The organism is Halobacteriovorax sp. RZ-2, assembly GCF_043196685.1.
Taxonomy (GTDB): domain Bacteria; phylum Bdellovibrionota; class Bacteriovoracia; order Bacteriovoracales; family Bacteriovoracaceae; genus Halobacteriovorax_A.
On record NZ_JBEBMR010000003.1, the window covers coordinates 113,365 to 128,307 of the forward strand.

14 protein-coding genes are annotated in these 14,943 nt (G+C 37.7%); 6 read left to right on the top strand and 8 right to left on the bottom strand.

Going from position 1 to position 14,943, the window contains the following annotated elements; translation table 11 throughout:
- Positions 1-6: 6 nt before the first annotated feature.
- Entirely contained in the window at positions 7-939 is a 933-nt protein-coding gene (locus ABMA78_RS12210; RefSeq protein WP_392860397.1) for an adenosylmethionine decarboxylase, read from the bottom strand.
- 230 nt (positions 940-1,169) lie between these two features.
- Here ABMA78_RS12210 and ABMA78_RS12215 point away from each other — a divergent pair, with 230 nt between their 5' ends.
- On the top strand, positions 1,170-3,113 hold the full coding sequence (locus tag ABMA78_RS12215) for a sigma 54-interacting transcriptional regulator (protein ID WP_392860398.1): 1,944 nt from the start codon (positions 1,170-1,172) through the stop codon (positions 3,111-3,113).
- A gap of 53 nt (positions 3,114-3,166) precedes the next feature.
- On the opposite strand, the gene ABMA78_RS12220 is transcribed toward ABMA78_RS12215, so the two are convergent.
- The 5 genes from ABMA78_RS12220 to fsa form a co-directional block, all read right to left on the bottom strand.
- Positions 3,167-4,738 (bottom strand): intermembrane transport protein PqiB, encoded by a 1,572-nt coding sequence (locus ABMA78_RS12220; RefSeq protein WP_392860399.1) that lies wholly within the window; start codon positions 4,736-4,738, stop codon positions 3,167-3,169.
- Positions 4,731-5,327 carry a paraquat-inducible protein A gene (locus ABMA78_RS12225; RefSeq protein WP_392860401.1) on the bottom strand — a complete coding sequence of 199 codons (597 nt, stop codon included), beginning with the start codon at positions 5,325-5,327 and terminating at the stop codon, positions 4,731-4,733. The genes ABMA78_RS12220 and ABMA78_RS12225 overlap by 8 nt, the downstream gene beginning before the upstream one ends.
- A complete protein-coding gene (locus tag ABMA78_RS12230) occupies positions 5,314-5,976 on the bottom strand; it encodes a paraquat-inducible protein A (protein ID WP_392860403.1) in 663 nt (220 codons plus the stop codon). The genes ABMA78_RS12225 and ABMA78_RS12230 overlap by 14 nt, the downstream gene beginning before the upstream one ends.
- Positions 5,977-6,034: 58 nt before the next feature.
- Positions 6,035-6,934: a matrixin family metalloprotease gene (locus tag ABMA78_RS12235; RefSeq protein WP_392860404.1), complete on the bottom strand. Its 900-nt coding sequence runs from the start codon at positions 6,932-6,934 to the stop codon at positions 6,035-6,037.
- A gap of 174 nt (positions 6,935-7,108) precedes the next feature.
- Positions 7,109-7,753, bottom strand: coding sequence for a fructose-6-phosphate aldolase (fsa, locus tag ABMA78_RS12240; RefSeq protein WP_021267224.1), 645 nt, complete (start codon positions 7,751-7,753; stop codon positions 7,109-7,111).
- A 113-nt stretch (positions 7,754-7,866) separates the two neighbouring features.
- Between fsa and ABMA78_RS12245 the strand changes: the two genes are divergently transcribed.
- Positions 7,867-8,700 (top strand): hypothetical protein, encoded by an 834-nt coding sequence (locus ABMA78_RS12245; protein ID WP_392860406.1) that lies wholly within the window; start codon positions 7,867-7,869, stop codon positions 8,698-8,700.
- Between the two features lie 2 nt (positions 8,701-8,702).
- Here ABMA78_RS12245 and ABMA78_RS12250 read toward each other — a convergent pair whose 3' ends face one another.
- The gene (locus tag ABMA78_RS12250; RefSeq protein WP_392860407.1) at positions 8,703-9,677 is read right to left on the bottom strand and encodes a tyrosine-type recombinase/integrase; all 975 of its coding nucleotides are present in this window, start codon (positions 9,675-9,677) and stop codon (positions 8,703-8,705) included.
- A 133-nt stretch (positions 9,678-9,810) separates the two neighbouring features.
- Here ABMA78_RS12250 and rnc point away from each other — a divergent pair, with 133 nt between their 5' ends.
- The 4 genes from rnc (at position 9,811) to ABMA78_RS12270 (ending at position 14,450) form a co-directional block, all read left to right on the top strand.
- On the top strand, positions 9,811-10,665 hold the full coding sequence (gene rnc, locus ABMA78_RS12255; RefSeq protein ID WP_392860409.1) for a ribonuclease III: 855 nt from the start codon (positions 9,811-9,813) through the stop codon (positions 10,663-10,665).
- 15 nt (positions 10,666-10,680) lie between these two features.
- The gene (gene era, locus ABMA78_RS12260) at positions 10,681-11,649 is read left to right on the top strand and encodes a GTPase Era (RefSeq protein ID WP_392860410.1); all 969 of its coding nucleotides are present in this window, start codon (positions 10,681-10,683) and stop codon (positions 11,647-11,649) included.
- Positions 11,650-11,678: 29 nt separating this feature from the next.
- Positions 11,679-13,490, top strand: coding sequence for a GTPase (locus ABMA78_RS12265; RefSeq protein ID WP_392860412.1), 1,812 nt, complete (start codon positions 11,679-11,681; stop codon positions 13,488-13,490).
- 129 nt (positions 13,491-13,619) lie between these two features.
- Positions 13,620-14,450: an NAD(P)H-hydrate dehydratase gene (locus tag ABMA78_RS12270; protein WP_392860414.1), complete on the top strand. Its 831-nt coding sequence runs from the start codon at positions 13,620-13,622 to the stop codon at positions 14,448-14,450.
- On the opposite strand, the gene ABMA78_RS12275 is transcribed toward ABMA78_RS12270, so the two are convergent.
- On the bottom strand, positions 14,440-14,814 hold the full coding sequence (locus ABMA78_RS12275) for a DoxX family protein (protein ID WP_392860415.1): 375 nt from the start codon (positions 14,812-14,814) through the stop codon (positions 14,440-14,442). The two genes, ABMA78_RS12270 and ABMA78_RS12275, sit on opposite strands and share 11 nt — an antisense overlap.
- Positions 14,815-14,943: the final 129 nt, after the last annotated feature.

The following is a 14,943-nucleotide window of genomic DNA, read 5'->3' on the forward strand; positions in this document are numbered from 1 at the left end:
ATTTTTTTAAAGTAATTTATATGGTGTTAAGCGGTTTGTACGTAACTTGTAAAAGTGTGAAAAGTACATGATATAGCCGCATTTTAAATAGCTTTCAACTTGAGTCTTCGCCTTGTATTCTCCTGGGTTTACATTAAGCCCACAATTTCCATCTTGATTTGGACAGAACTCAATGAAGTCATAAGAGATTGGTTCCATAGCATCAATAAGAACTCCTGCTATTTCCTTCATGTCGATATCAGTTTCAAAACTAATATATGGACACTCTTCTTGTGGAGTGATGTGGCAAGTGAAGTAGTTATCATCTTTAATGGCATTTAAAGAATAACCATATGGATTGAAAACGAAATCATCAAGCTCAAATCCCGGTAGGATTTCATCAAGTTTTAATAAATTTCTTATTTGATCCTTTGTTACATTTTCATCTGTAAGAAGTTTTCTCGCTTCGCAAGAGATTTCATACATTAGAAGCTCAAATGTGTGATCATCCGCAGATGGAGTGTATTCTTGATCGAGGAAATAAATATAGTTGTGGTGATCATCAATATTTCCAAAACGAAATGCCGTTCCACTAAATTTATTTTCTAGTAGTTTGATATCATCCATAAAAGTTGAGTGCTGCATATGAGAAAAGTACTCATTCTTTCTTTGAAAGATAAGTTGTTTAATTGAATCCTTTCCGTATTCACTAGTAAAGAAGTCAATGGCCTGAATTAATGTGGTCTGGCCGCAAGTGATGATAAGCATTCGGTCTTCCCAAACAAAGAGAGAGGACTCTGAAAGTAGAAATGCTTTCAACTTGTCATTTTTAACGCTCGAAAGGATTGTCGCTTTCGCTTTTTCAACTAGCTGGGCCCAAAAAGTATCAGGGATTTCTAGTAAGTTAAGGCCATCTTTAACGATGATTTCGGCCTTCTTTTCTGAACCTTCAAAAATCATATTTCATCCAATTTTTAAATGCGTGAATATATGCCTACATGGTGCAAGTATCCAATATTACAACTAATTTTAATATCACATCTTATTGCTTGTGAGCTCATCAGGCAAGCAAATAGGGCATAATCAGGGCCATCGTATAGATTTTATAGCCAATAATTTTGGGCATCACCCTAAAGTTTTAACCAAATTTTACCGATTAATAACTGTAAAGCATTAATGAGGGGATTATCATGCTCGCCAGTTTTTCAGAATTTAAGTTCTTTCAATCATTTAGAATTCCAGTTGAGGAAGCGGATAATTTACGTTTTCTCGTTCAGAAAGAAGATGAGGTTGGGCATCTCGAGTATATCGATGACGCTAAACTTGTTGATATTTCTGTTACAGGTTTTGGTTTTAAAACACATGAGAGAATTTCTGTTGGAACAGAACTAGAGGTTTCTCTACAGTTTAAAAAGAAGCATCTTGATCTTACGGGACGAGTTGTTCGTGCCTTCTCAAATGTTTTAGAAGATGAAGAAATTATCTATGGTGTTGAACTTGATGTTGAAAAGGGAATTAATAAATTTCTTGAATCATATATCATGAGTTTTTCATCTGAGAGATTAAAAGATTGTCTGATTCAATCAGCACTTAAAGAGCGCTATACAGATCCAAATGAAGGATTTGAAATGTTCTCACTTTTACTTTCGCTATTTAAAGATATTACTCACTTTGGTGATAAAGAAGGGTTTCTTGATACGATGCTTGAAGAAGTGATTCGTATCCTAAATGCACAACGCTCTTCAATCTTTCTAATTAACCCAGATACTAATGAGCTTGAGGCCATTGCCGCTTTAGGGCTTGATAAGACGGGACTAAAATTTGATTATCGCCTAGGTGTTGCAGGTTCTGTTTTCACAACAGGTGTTGCTTTAAATATTTGTACTGAAAGTGATGAGTCTCGTTTTAATAATGCCTTTGATGAGCAAAATGGATTCACGACAAAGTCAATTATCTGTTACCCAATTCATAACCGTGAAGATAAGATCATTGGTGTAATTGAGGTTATTAATAAGCGAAATGAAAATCGTTTTACAATTGAAGATGAAAAAACAATGAAAGTTTTAGCTCTTGTTTTCTCTTCAGTATTCCATAGCTTTAACCCAATTTCGAATAACTCTAAAATTCGTCGTTTCTCAGCTCCATATGATCGCCAGTATGCAATCATTGGAAACACTGCGGGTGTTAAGTCCATGAGAAGCTCAATCTCGAAGCTTAAGGACCTTGATAGTCCAGTTCTTATTACAGGTGAGAAAGGTGTTGGTAAGAACCTTTATGCAACTGTTCTTCACTTTGAAGGTAAGCGCGGACTTCATGAAGTTAATACTGTAAATTGTAAGTTACAAGATATGGATAAGTTGGAGGCGCAATTATTTGGCCCTGACGAAGATAAGTGTGTTTTCTCGAAAACACAGGGTGGAACTGTCGTTCTTAACCATATTGAAAATCTCTCATACGAATGGCAAGAGAGACTATTTGAAGTTATTTCAAATAGAGGAACTTCTGGTGGTATCGTAAGTATCGATTGCCGTATTATGGCAACATCGATTAAGGATCTTGGAATCTTAACTGATGAAGGCCTATTCCATCGTGATCTTTTTGAGTTTCTATCTCAAGCTCAAATTAATCTTGATCCACTAAGACGCCGTGAAGATGATATCGAAATGCTTGTCGAGTACTTCTTAAAAGTTGAATGTAAAAGACAAGGACTTCTTCTTAAGAGCTTCTCTAAGAAGGTTATGGAACAAATCCTACAGTATGACTGGCCAGGTAATGTTTATGAATTAAAGAAGTGTATTGAAAGAGCTGTGCTTTATCATCCAAAGTCACATATTATTTCTGATATTGAAATCAATGACGGGGTATCTCCTCTAGTTGATATTTCAATGAAGCAGAAACAATTTGGACAAATTGATCACGTCACAGACTTTAAGCTTCCTCTAAAAGATCGTCTTGCTCTTGTTGAGCGTGAAATGATTCTTAACGAGATTAAAAGAAACTTTGGGAATAAGTCTAAGGCCGCAAAAGAGATGGGAATCTCTCGTGAGGCACTTCGTAAGAAGTTAATTTTCTCTCAAGAAGTTCTTGATAATCTTGAGTCACCTGAGGTGGAAAAAGATAAGAAAGTCGCTTAATATTTTATGACATACAAATAAAAAGGCCTCGCGATGCGAGGCTTTTTTTATGCTTATAATTCGATAATTGGTTTCCATTCTAGCCATTCGCTATTGGCCTTCTTGTGAATCTTAAAGTAATTCTTTTTTCTCTGTGTGAATCTCTCTGGCGTTGCAAATTCAACTCCTCCTGAAAGAAGAGTCTCTAGAGATTGAGTGCTTATCTTTGCTCCTGAAAATAGACCAAACTCTACATCAACACCACTAACATTCCAAAACTTCGTCTCTTCTTTAAGAAGTCTGTGATAAGGAGAATTGACAAAGATTTCAGCAATGACATTCTTTGCACGAGTATTAAGTCTAACATCTGTGATGACACCAACTTGAATTCCACGGTAGTAAACGCCTTGTCCCTTTGCAAGAGAGTTTCTGCGATCACTATAAAGGCTAAGCCTTTGTCCAAATTTATTGTGAACTTCTTTTAAAGGCGCCTGTCGTAGTGCCTTAAAACTATCTGTTTGCTTGCCTTTTTTATATTTTGAACGGCTGATATCAACGGCAATATAATTTCCTGTAAGAGCATCGATTGACTCAATACCACTAAGAGAGATTTTTGGTTTTACTTCCCAAAACTTTGCTCCCTTTACAACAACATTCTCGAATTCTTTCTTTACTGTCGCCTGAACAGTAAGAGTTGATTTATTGCGATCGATTTTTGAACCAGTTACATATCCAATAACAATACTTCTAAATTTAATTGGAGTTTTAACTTTTGAAACTGCACTACCTAAAGGGAATTCGATTTCAATCTCTTTTCCTGGAATTGTTTCTTCATAAGAAGAATAGAGTTTATAACTCTTTTCAAAATTTTCTTTGAGGATTGTCTCGTCCTCGTTTTCAAAGTTTACAAATGAAATACCGCCTTTCACTAGTGAGGCCAGTGATTCTGTGCGAACTTTTACGCCCGCAAGTGAGGCATCAACATGCATTCCACTGACATTGTAAAATCTTGAAGTGGAATGGATCAGATTCTGATAACGGCTTTCAATAAAAACAGTTATATCAACGCCATCTCGTTCCATATCGAGGTCGTAACTTGTGACTTCTCCAACTTGAATTTTGTTGTAGTAAATAGGGGAGCCGTTTGAGATAGACCCAAGCTTCTTAGCATTGAGCTTGATATAGATCCCATCATTTCTAAGACTGCGAGGGGTTTCATTAAGAGCATCAAAGTTTCTAACGAATTTTCCTTTTGCTGGGTGCATATTAATGAACTTTCCACTAATGATTGTACTCAGACCGGAGATACCAGATAGGTTTACAGTTGGGCTTACGAGCCAAAACTTTGTATCCTTTGATAAGTAATCACGCATACGTGGGTTCATTTCAACATGAACAGCAACACTTGTGAGGTTTTTATTTAGCTCTGTATCCTTCACACGGCCAACAATTGTTCCTTTATAGATTATTGTTGTTTTGCCGGGAATAATTCCATCTGCATTTCTAAAATTGATTGTAATATATGAGGCACGGGCCATTAAGTTTGTATATAAAAGCCAGATCCCAATTGAAACAGCAGCTACTGGAAAAAACCAAATAGGGTTAATTCCTTTCTTGCTAACAACTTGAGGTTTACCGTTACTCATATCTTTCCTTATCATCCCAGATTAATCTTGTGTCCACTTCATTTGACGCTAGGATGGTTAGTATTACGACTGCTGTAAAGTAGAGCACTGCTGGCTCTGCCTTTATTTGAGAAATGAATTCAACATTAACAAGTATAACAAGGAGGGCAATAACAAAGATATCAAGCATGGACCATTTTCCAACGATATGAACAACTCGATAAAGCTTTGTTAACTTCTTCTTTTTTCTCTCATCTAAAGTATTTATATTATCAATGATATACCAAAGTGAAATGATTTTAAATATTGGGACAATTATACTGGCCGCAAAAACAATCATGGCAATTGGATACATTTTCAAAGTAATTAGGTTTAAAACACCACCGAGAATTGTTCTTGGCGTTCCTCTGTTAAAAGTCAGAACTGTCATTATTGGAAGGAGGTTTGCCGGTATATAGAGGGCAATGGCCGCAATGAGATAGGCCTTGCAACGAGAGATTCCTTCATAATTTCTAAGCTCAATCTTAGCACCACATCTCGTACAAGTAAGAATCGAATTTACTTTTTGGCACTTTGGACACAATGCCTTTTGATGATCAATTCCTCTCATAAAGCTTCTTCCATAATTCATCAAAGTGAGTAACTGATTGAAGTAGAATGTTATTAACCATAAGTAAGATCAGGCTAAGAGTTCCAATCGTAAGTTCAACATCTGAGCGATCCACCATTTTGGAAACCGTGACAATAATACCCATAAAGTAGACATCGACCATAGACCATTCATGAGAAGGGGCCAGATACTTTAAAAGCGGCTTTCCAATATTTTGATTGATATACTTATTTTTTATAAAAACTGATAAATAAACCAGCAATCTAAAAAGAGGAATAAGAATCGCAAAGAGAATAACTGAGATCGCTATTGGCCAATAGGCCTTAGTGGCAAAAGCAAAGACTGACTGATAAGTCGATGTTTCTAAATTACTTCCCGCCATGTGAATTTTTAAAACAGGTAAGAAGAATGCCGGATAGAATAATAAAAGCCCTGAGATCGTTAAAACCTTTACCATGCGAAGAGTGCTATCGCCACGATACAGAGTGTATCCACAACACTGGCAAACCGCCTTTTGCCTTGGAGCAATTAATTTAAATTCGTAGAGCTCATCACAGTCAGGGCAAAGGATTAATTTAGAATTATCCTTTAGCGTCTCCTCATCAATTGGAAATGACGTTTTATCTGTGTCGTCTAGAATTGTGGCCATACTAATATTAGGCCATAAATTACCGTTATTTTTAAGAGAGCAAACCTTGCACTATAGACTAAAAGGCCTTGTGAGTATCAATTAGTTTACCATTTTGGTAGTGACGACAATTTCCATCTGTGCGTAGTTCAATATATCCATGAATTAGCTTCGGCTTATCAACTGGTCCATCATCTTGGCCAGCTGACTTCGTTGACTCGTCAGCACTTCCTAGAGCAGAGGTGCGAACTGCGGCCGTCATAGCTGTTGCATTATCGTAGAGGTTTTGAATTGTTTTCGCGTCGTAGAAACTTAAGGATCTTTTCTTCTCACCACCACCAAGTTGTGGGTACATGATGGACTCTACTGACTTTGTATTGGTATGTTTAAGTCCAATTAAGTGGCCAAGTTCATGGAGAATAACAGAAGGCATATCATAGAAAGAAGAAGTGTTATTGGTATTATCAAAAGTGAACCAATAATCTTGTAGATTGACAATAATGTCACCGTGAACCATTCTTAGGTAATCGCCCTTATGTTCTGCAAAATAAGAGGTGATGGCAAGAACACCAAAACCAACATCTGGATACCAGTCTTTTGTAATATAAATACCAACTTCACCGTCGTAGTAATCATCTAGATCTGAGGCCGGATCGCGAGAAGCCGCTTGGCCATGGCCAATAACAAAGTAGTCTCTATTTTCATCAGCATCATTCCATGCCTTTTGCATCTCTTCCATTAGATCATACTCAAGATAATCCCCATCATCTTCATCTGCTAGGGGAAGACTATCTGAGCCACCATCAAGATCATTGATAATATTAAAGTCGTTGTGGACTTTGACTGTTAAAGGCAGGGCCGAAGAGTTCCAGCGCAGTGGGAGTGTGCTAAGTGAAGGCCCCTTTTCTGGTTCTGCAACACAGGAGATGGTCGCCGCACAAAAACACGCTAATAGAAAAGTTGATTTAATAAATTTCATCCCAAACCTTTACCAATAAAAGAGCGAAACGCTCGGATATGTGCTGGTAAGCACTATTTTAATAGATATCGGTCTGTGGGATATTAAATTTAGAAAAAATAAAGAACGGGGACTGTAAGCCCCCGTAATTATAAATCTTATTTACATTTATTCTTTAGATGTGACAAATGTTGATTACTTCTGTGATTTCGCGTGATCGGCCAAAAATTGTGCCAGTCCCTTCTCAGTTAGAGGGTGACCAAAAAGTGACTTAATTACACCAAATGGCATTGTTGCAACGTCTGCACCAACCATTGAACAGTGTTTCACGTGATCTGCGTGACGAACTGAAGCTGCAAGTACTTCTGTTTCAAATCCATAGATATCATACATATGACGAATTTCTTGGATTAGAGTCATACCATCTGCACCAATATCATCTAATCTTCCAATAAATGGAGAGATATAAGTCGCACCATTCTTAGCTGCTAGTAGAGCTTGGTTAGAACTGAAACACAGAGTCACATTAGTTTTGATTCCGTTTTCGCTAAACCACTTACATGCAGCAATTCCGTCTTCTGTTAATGGAAGCTTGATAACGATATTGCTGTGAATCTTTGCAAGTTCACTTCCTTCCTTAATCATACCATCTTTGTCAGTTGCAATAACTTCTGCAGAGATTGGCCCATCGATGATTTCACAAATATCCTTGATAACTTCAACTTGTGAGCGACCTGTTTTAGCAATGATTGATGGGTTCGTTGTAACACCGTCAATGATGCCCCATTTCGCTGCTTCTTTGATTTCGTTGATATCACCTGTATCGATAAAAAATTGCATTCTTTGCTCCTAAGGGAAATATGAAAATTTACTAAAGAAATTTAACATGGGCAGGGGTAATGGACAAGTTTTCTACCTCTTTTAGTAAAGACGTTTTGCGCTATAATGAACATATGAGATTAATACTTCTAGTATTTTCATTGATTATGGCCCAAGGCCAGGTGCATGCCAATGCTGATGGTTTTATCATCAAGAAGGATGATGTACGCAATAAGAATATTAAGAAGGATTACAATGCCTATGAGAATTATATCAATGATCATGGCTTTGATACTTTCTATGATCCAAGTGTCGACTATTCAAAATTCTCTGGGCGTGTCACAGATAAGGACCCTTCTTCAACAGTTTTTAAAATTCAGGTTGAATCTCGTAATGTGAAATTTTTAAAACCTTCTGACGTTGTCTACTTCAATGTCGCAAGAAATATGGACAATGATCGTTGTAAGGGCCATATTCGCGCAAGCGAAGACAAGTATATTACGATCTATGCAAAGGACCTTGAAGACTGTTGGGGTGAAAACTCAACATTAAGAAGAGGAACGATTCTTGTCTTTGAAAGTAAAATGCTAGCCGCCAGAATAAAAGAGGCCTCTCGCTACCGCCTATCATTACTAGCAAAAAAGAGAGATTTTACATTTCAGTTAAATGACGTGAATAAATTTGTCTGGGGCTTTTCACAAAAACAAGTTGAAGTGGCGGCCGACTACGATAAGAAAATTCTCGAGCTTCAAAGAAAAAAAGATGAGGCATTGAATCTACTTCTTTCAAAAAAGAACGATCAGGTTCGTCTTCAAGCTGAACTTATTTATAAGTTAGATAAGCTAGACCAAGATCTTGATTTCTATCGAATTGAAAAAGATGAACTTTATACCGATCGCTGGCACCTTGATAAGGATGCTGGCCTGCCAGTATATGACAGACCTGTTCCAATTAAGAATTCTTATTAAATTTAAATTAGCTTATCTTCATTCATAGCAAGCTCTATAAATTGATCATTATAGAAATGCTTATCCATATGCTCTTTATATGGTTTTAATGAGTATGCAGGAGAAACTCCTAACCATTCCTTCATTGTTGTCTCATTAACTCCATTATGCAGCCAAGTAAAGATACAAGACTGACGCAGAGACTTTGGTGTAATTTGAATCATCAGCTGACTACGCCATTCTTCAAATAATAACTCCATGCCACGGGCCGAAAGTCCTCCTGAAAGAATCTTATGGGCATTGGCATTAAAGAGAAGATGAGGGAAGTTGTGGCCCTGTTCTTTTTTTACCTTTTCAAGTAATTCAATATACTCATAGAACAGTCGTCCAAAAATAGCAGGGAAGGTAACAGTATAGGGATCGCGCTTTTCATGTGTGATGACCGCTTTAATCTCATCTCTAAAAGAGAAACTTGAGACTTTAATTTTTGAAAGCTCACTTACTTTTAGTCCCCCAAGATAAATGGCACTAAAGATAATCCCATTTCGCTTGGCCTTTAGTTTTTCAAGATCATTCTTGGCCGTACGCTGATCATTTAAGAGCGTGTGCCACAGACTCTTGATATGAGAGAAAGTTGCAGGCCTTGGAATATCCAGAAACTTTGGTGAGGTTGGGATTTTTCGAACAGGGTTGGCATTAAAGACACCTTCTTCAACCAAATGGTCAAAGAAAATTCTTAAGGCCTGAACACGGCGGCGACGAGAGTTGTCAGAGCTATACTTTGCCTCAAGGTATTTTCCATACTCAAGGATTTCTGGGATTGAGTAGTGTTCAATACTTGTCTGCTTAACACTCTCTGTAACATATTGGTTAAAACAGGCGAGATCTGTTCGATAGTTTTTTATTGTATTTAGGCTTCGGCCCTTGGCCTCAATCTTCTTGAAGAAGGCCTTTTGCCATTTTTCTAATTTATTTTTATTGGCAGTTGCGATTTCCATATCCATCCTTAAACTACGTATATTACTGAATATATTAACGAACCTGTTATTATTTCACAAGAAGAAGCTTAAGCTTGCAATTGGTGGGATAAAGCATTATAAATGGCCTTAACAATTCAATATTAGGTGATTTATGCTCGAGACGACCTCACTCGGCCCGAAAGGGAAGAGTAATCCATTTGCCCATGCATTTTATGTGCACACGATTGCAAATTTTAAGCAATCTGGTGACACAACTGCTAGTGGTGCATTAGAGCAAAATCACAAATTCTTAATTGATACATTCCTTAAATATTCAAATATTGAAGAGAAGCTTTTAGCTACTTTCAATTTAAATTTTAAAGATAGCGCACTTCTTATGCGTGCCTTTACTCATAGCTCATATGCTCATGAGGCCAAGGTAAAAGTAAAAAGCTATGAAAGACTTGAATTCTACGGTGACTCTGTACTTGGTGCATTTGTGACTAAGAACCTCTTTCTTAATTTTGATGAGATGAATGAGGGGCAACTTTCAAAGCTTCGTAGTGCTCTTGTTAATGAGGAAAGTCTTAGCGGCCTATCTAATTTCTTAGGACTATCTTCTTTTCTAATCGTTGGAAAAGGAGAGTTAGAAGAAGAAGTTAATAGCGGAATTCTTTGTGACCTATTTGAATCTCTTCTTGGTGCAATTGCGATTGATCAAGGAGTCGACCGCGCTGACCAATACCTTAATACAGTGCTGGCCATGTACGAGAAGGAAAGTGGAGAGAAGTTCTTTTGCGAAAAGAAGCTAGTAGACTTCGATCCAAAAACAAAATTACAAGAGGAAACACTTGCACGATTTAAGAGTCTTCCAGAGTATCGCGCCACAAAGATCGGACAAGAATTTAAAATTGAGCTTTATGTAAATGAGCAATATATCTGTGAACTTATGTCTCACAGTAAGAAGAATGGAACAAAAGAAATTGCAAAGAAATGCTTAAAAAATAATTTATTAGATCGACTTTAATTTTACGGAGAAGTTATGTTATTAGAAAATCAACACCCAGACAACAAATCACTTATGGCCGCTATCGTTGGTGCTCCAAACGTAGGAAAGAGTTCACTTGTAAACTACCTACTTGGTATGGATCTTTCAATTGTAACGAGTAAGCCACAGACAACTCGTAATAAGTTTCACGCAGTATTTACTGTTGATCATACTGAAGTTGTTCTTGTAGACACTCCAGGTCTACACAAGGCAAGTCAGGAACTTAACAAAAGAATTAATCAACAAGCAGTTGAAGGTGTTGATGGTGTTGATGTAAACCTTCTTCTTATTGATCTAACAAAAGATATCCTTGGACAAATCAAGGACTTTAAAGAGTATATTGGTGGAAAAGAGCTATCTAAAACATGGCTTGTCTTTACTAAGTCTGACCGTGTTGAAAATGCTGAAGCACTTCCTCTTGATAAAGTATTTGAGCAAGCTAAAGAAGTTATCCCATCAATTGAGAAATTCTTCTGTATCTCAACTAAGGCCGGAGATAATGTTCACCTACTAACGGCAGCTCTTTGTGATGAAGCGAAGCCAGGTTCTCACTACTACCTAGATGGTGCAATCTCTAATAAGTCTCAACGATTCTTTGCAACAGAATATATCCGTGAGCAAGCTTTTGAATTATTAAAAGATGAGCTTCCATATGAAATGGCCGTTGTTATTGATGAGTATAAAGATTTTAAAGATAAGACAGGTGCATTTGCTGCGCACATTTCAGCATCAATCCTTGTTAACCGCCCATCTCAACGTGCAATCGTTGTTGGATCAAAAGGAACAATGATTAAAGAAATTGGTATGCGTGCTCGTAAGAAAATTGCAGCGATGACTGATGGGACAGTTCACTTAAACCTACACGTAAAAGTTTCTCCGAAATGGTTTAAGAATAACTTTGTTCTAGAAGAGCTTGGCCTTCCAAGAGCAACAAACTCTGCACGTGTTTGGAAAAAAAGATAATTTAATTTTTATAAAAATAGGACTTTAATATGCAAAAACGATCAATGATCATTTCATTAATTGGACGACCGAATGTTGGTAAGAGTTCCGTATTCAACCGATTAATGAAGAAACAATTTAAGGCCATTACACATGATATGCCAGGTGTTACTCGTGATCGTCACTATGGAATTACAACTTTCAGTGATGCAGATGAGGATCGCCCACTAGATGCAATTCTTGTTGATACTGGTGGTTTCTATCCAACTCAAATTGATGAGCAAGGAAAGAATGACCAAGAAATTAATGCAAATAAATTCTTCAATATCATGACGGACCACGCTCATCAGGCGATTGAAGAGTCAGACCTTGTTCTCTTTGTTGTTGATGTAAGAGAAGGTGTTCTGCCATTTGATAAGACAATTGCTAACTTCATTAGAAAGCAAAAGAAGAAAATGTGGCTTATCGTTAATAAATTTGATTCAAGTGCTCAAGATGGTGATGAGTATGCATTCTATGAACTTGGTGTAAATAATGACGAAATGTTTGTGACTTCTGCAGCCCATGGCCTTGGTATGGAAAATCTTCGCGAAAATATTCACCGTGAGATGATGGCATTTTCAGAATCAAATGATGTGATGAATATCTCAGCACTTCAACGTGGTGTTACTCCACGTGAAAACGTTGTTGCCAAACTTGCTCTTATTGGTGCGCCAAACGCTGGTAAGTCAACTCTTCTAAATCAGCTTCTTGGAAGTGAGCGCGCCCTTGTTTCTGATATTGCGGGAACAACTGTCGACCCAATTGATGGCTACTTCGATCTTTTCCTTGGAGATGATGCTAAAAAGTTAGATGAGGCCAAGGCCTTCTTTAAGAATGATAATCTTCTCCGTTCTCAATATGAAGACTTCAAAAAGAATAACCCTGATCTATATAACGAGCTAATTTCATCTTATGATCTTGAAGAAGAAATTGAGACTGAATTAGACGAATACGAGTTAGAAGGTCTTGAAGATGCAATGCTTGAACAAGACGAAGAGCTAGATGAAACATCTGCAACTCGTATGGAAGCTCAAGTCTTTGGTGAAGAAAGCACTGAGGCCAACTCTGAAGAAGAAACAAATGAAGGCGAAGCCGAAACGCTAACCGAAGACGAGGGAAGCCACTGGCGCTCAATCCACATTGTCGACACTGCAGGTATCAGAAAGCAGAAAAAAATTGATGACTTTGTTGAGTCACAATCAGTGTATCGCTCTCTAAGAAGTATTGCAGATAGTGATGTGTGTATTTATATGATTGATGCTGTAAAAGGTGTTTCTCACCAAGATAAGCGCCTTCTTGATATTGCTATTGAAAAAGGTGCTTCAGTTATCGTATGTCTTAATAAAGTAGATCTCATGGGGGATACTTTTAAGGATCAAGATGCTCGTAAAGAGTGGCTTTTAAATATTCGCGATAAAATGCCTTGGCTTAACTACTGCGATATTATTCCAATCTCAGCTAAGCATAAGAGAGGACTTAAGCGCCTTAAAAAGATTCTTGCAAAGACAATCTTTATTAGAAGACAGTCAATTGCAACGGGTGCACTAAACCGCTTCGTATTCGAACTAATTGAGAGACACCCAATTATTCTAAAAGGTTCACGTGGTAAGAGATTCCGTGTTAAGTACGCATCTCAAATTAAGGCCGATCCACCAACATTCTTATTCTATACGAATAAGTCTAAGGGGATCCCTGAAAACTACCGTCGTTATCTAAAGAATGGCCTTCGTGGTGCATTCCCTCTGGATAACACTCCAATCCACCTGATTTTCAGAACAGGAACGGATCTACAAAACCGCATGAAGAAAGTTTCAAAATAAATAATAGGGCCCTTAGTAAAGGGCCTTTTTGTTAAAACTTTCAAAAAGAATTCTCTTAATTTGTCTTAATATTTCTTAATTTCAAAAAGATGGCGTGTACCTTATCGATACTTTCCGATATGTGAAGGTATGAGTAATGACTTTCCTTTTTCTCTTTTAAGAAAACTTCCTGTAATGGATAAGGATGCCAATAAGTATAGCTTTGGTCATGTTGTAGTTATTGGTGGCAATTTAGGATATGCCGGTGCTGCAAGGCTTGCTGCAGAAGGTGCTCTTAGATCAGGAGCGGGAATGGTAAGTGTACTCACTAGGAAGGCAAGTGTGTCTGGTATTCTCGCTGGACGTCCAGAGCTTATGGTTCGAGGAATTGATGCTAATGAAAGAGGCCTTGCTCACGCTAACGCCATTTTAGAGAAGGCTACAAGTGTTGTCCTTGGCCCTGGCCTTGGCCGAGATGAATGGGCCAAATTCATATGGGATCACTTTTGTCATCTCACTCATAAGAAAGTCGTGGACGCCGACGCCCTCTGGTTCTTATCACAGGCCCAGAGTACAATGAAATTAGTAAATACTGTTATCACGCCACATGAAGGTGAGGCGGCAAGACTTCTTAATGTCCCGCGAGAAGAAGTTTCAAAACATCGCCTATCATCGGTAAAGAAAATTATGAAATTTTCAAGCACTTGTGTTCTCAAGGGCCATGAGACTTTAGTGGCTTCGCAGAATGTCGTTTATGAGAATAAAACTGGTAACCCAGTCCTTGCAATGGCCGGTACAGGAGATATTCTTGCTGGCATTATTGGAAGTTTTTTGGCGCAAGGATTAAGTTTAGAAGAAGCCGCTTGTCTTGGGGTTTGGGTGCATGGACGGGCCGCTGATTTGTTATATGAAAATGAAGAAGGTGTTAGGGGAAGTGTGGCCAGTGACCTCTTCCCCTATATTAGAAGTATTATGCTTTAACTGAGTACTTTCCACCGTTAGAAAAGAAAATTGCAATATATGCTACGGCATAAAGTAGGGCCTTTTCTTTAGAAGCAAATGGATCATTTCCGTGAATAACAAATGCTGCAACTAGCATTGTTACTGCAGAGATCGCTGCAAACCAACGAGTTTTAAAACCAACGATAATGAAGGCCTGACAAAATACTTCTGCAAAAACTGTTGCTGTTAATGAAAATGGAATTCCTAGGCCAATTGGGTCCGGGAATTTTGTTAATAGAGTTGTGAAGTTAGCAAGCTTTCCCCATCCGTGAGCTAATAGCATCATTAGTGCTGTTGAAACTCTTAGTACTAGCCAACCTAAGTCTGAGTTTAATCTGTTCATTTAACTATCCTTGTTGTGTTATTTATTTCTTTTTGTGTTTTACTTTGGTTCGCACCGCTTTTAATGGTGCATATTAAGTTTGCGCTTTGCAATCATCAACTCTCTAAAGCTCGTTGAGATTAATGATAC

Bases quoted from the DNA above. Each gene is read 5' to 3' on its own strand.
- ABMA78_RS12220 (WP_392860399.1), bottom strand. From the start codon at position 4,738: ATGAGTAACGGTAAACCTCAAGTTGTTAGCAAGAAAGGAATTAACCCT.
- ABMA78_RS12230 (WP_392860403.1), bottom strand. From the start codon at position 5,976: ATGGCCACAATTCTAGACGACACAGATAAAACGTCATTTCCAATTGAT.
- era (WP_392860410.1), top strand. From the start codon at position 10,681: ATGTTATTAGAAAATCAACACCCAGACAACAAATCACTTATGGCCGCT.
- ABMA78_RS12270 (WP_392860414.1), top strand. From the start codon at position 13,620: ATGAGTAATGACTTTCCTTTTTCTCTTTTAAGAAAACTTCCTGTAATG.
- ABMA78_RS12215 (WP_392860398.1), top strand. From the start codon at position 1,170: ATGCTCGCCAGTTTTTCAGAATTTAAGTTCTTTCAATCATTTAGAATT.
- ABMA78_RS12235 (WP_392860404.1), bottom strand. From the start codon at position 6,934: ATGAAATTTATTAAATCAACTTTTCTATTAGCGTGTTTTTGTGCGGCG.
- ABMA78_RS12265 (WP_392860412.1), top strand. From the start codon at position 11,679: ATGCAAAAACGATCAATGATCATTTCATTAATTGGACGACCGAATGTT.
- ABMA78_RS12210 (WP_392860397.1), bottom strand. From the start codon at position 939: ATGATTTTTGAAGGTTCAGAAAAGAAGGCCGAAATCATCGTTAAAGAT.
- fsa (WP_021267224.1), bottom strand. From the start codon at position 7,753: ATGCAATTTTTTATCGATACAGGTGATATCAACGAAATCAAAGAAGCA.
- ABMA78_RS12225 (WP_392860401.1), bottom strand. From the start codon at position 5,327: ATGAGAGGAATTGATCATCAAAAGGCATTGTGTCCAAAGTGCCAAAAA.
- rnc (WP_392860409.1), top strand. From the start codon at position 9,811: ATGCTCGAGACGACCTCACTCGGCCCGAAAGGGAAGAGTAATCCATTT.
- ABMA78_RS12245 (WP_392860406.1), top strand. From the start codon at position 7,867: ATGAGATTAATACTTCTAGTATTTTCATTGATTATGGCCCAAGGCCAG.
- ABMA78_RS12275 (WP_392860415.1), bottom strand. From the start codon at position 14,814: ATGAACAGATTAAACTCAGACTTAGGTTGGCTAGTACTAAGAGTTTCA.
- ABMA78_RS12250 (WP_392860407.1), bottom strand. From the start codon at position 9,677: ATGGAAATCGCAACTGCCAATAAAAATAAATTAGAAAAATGGCAAAAG.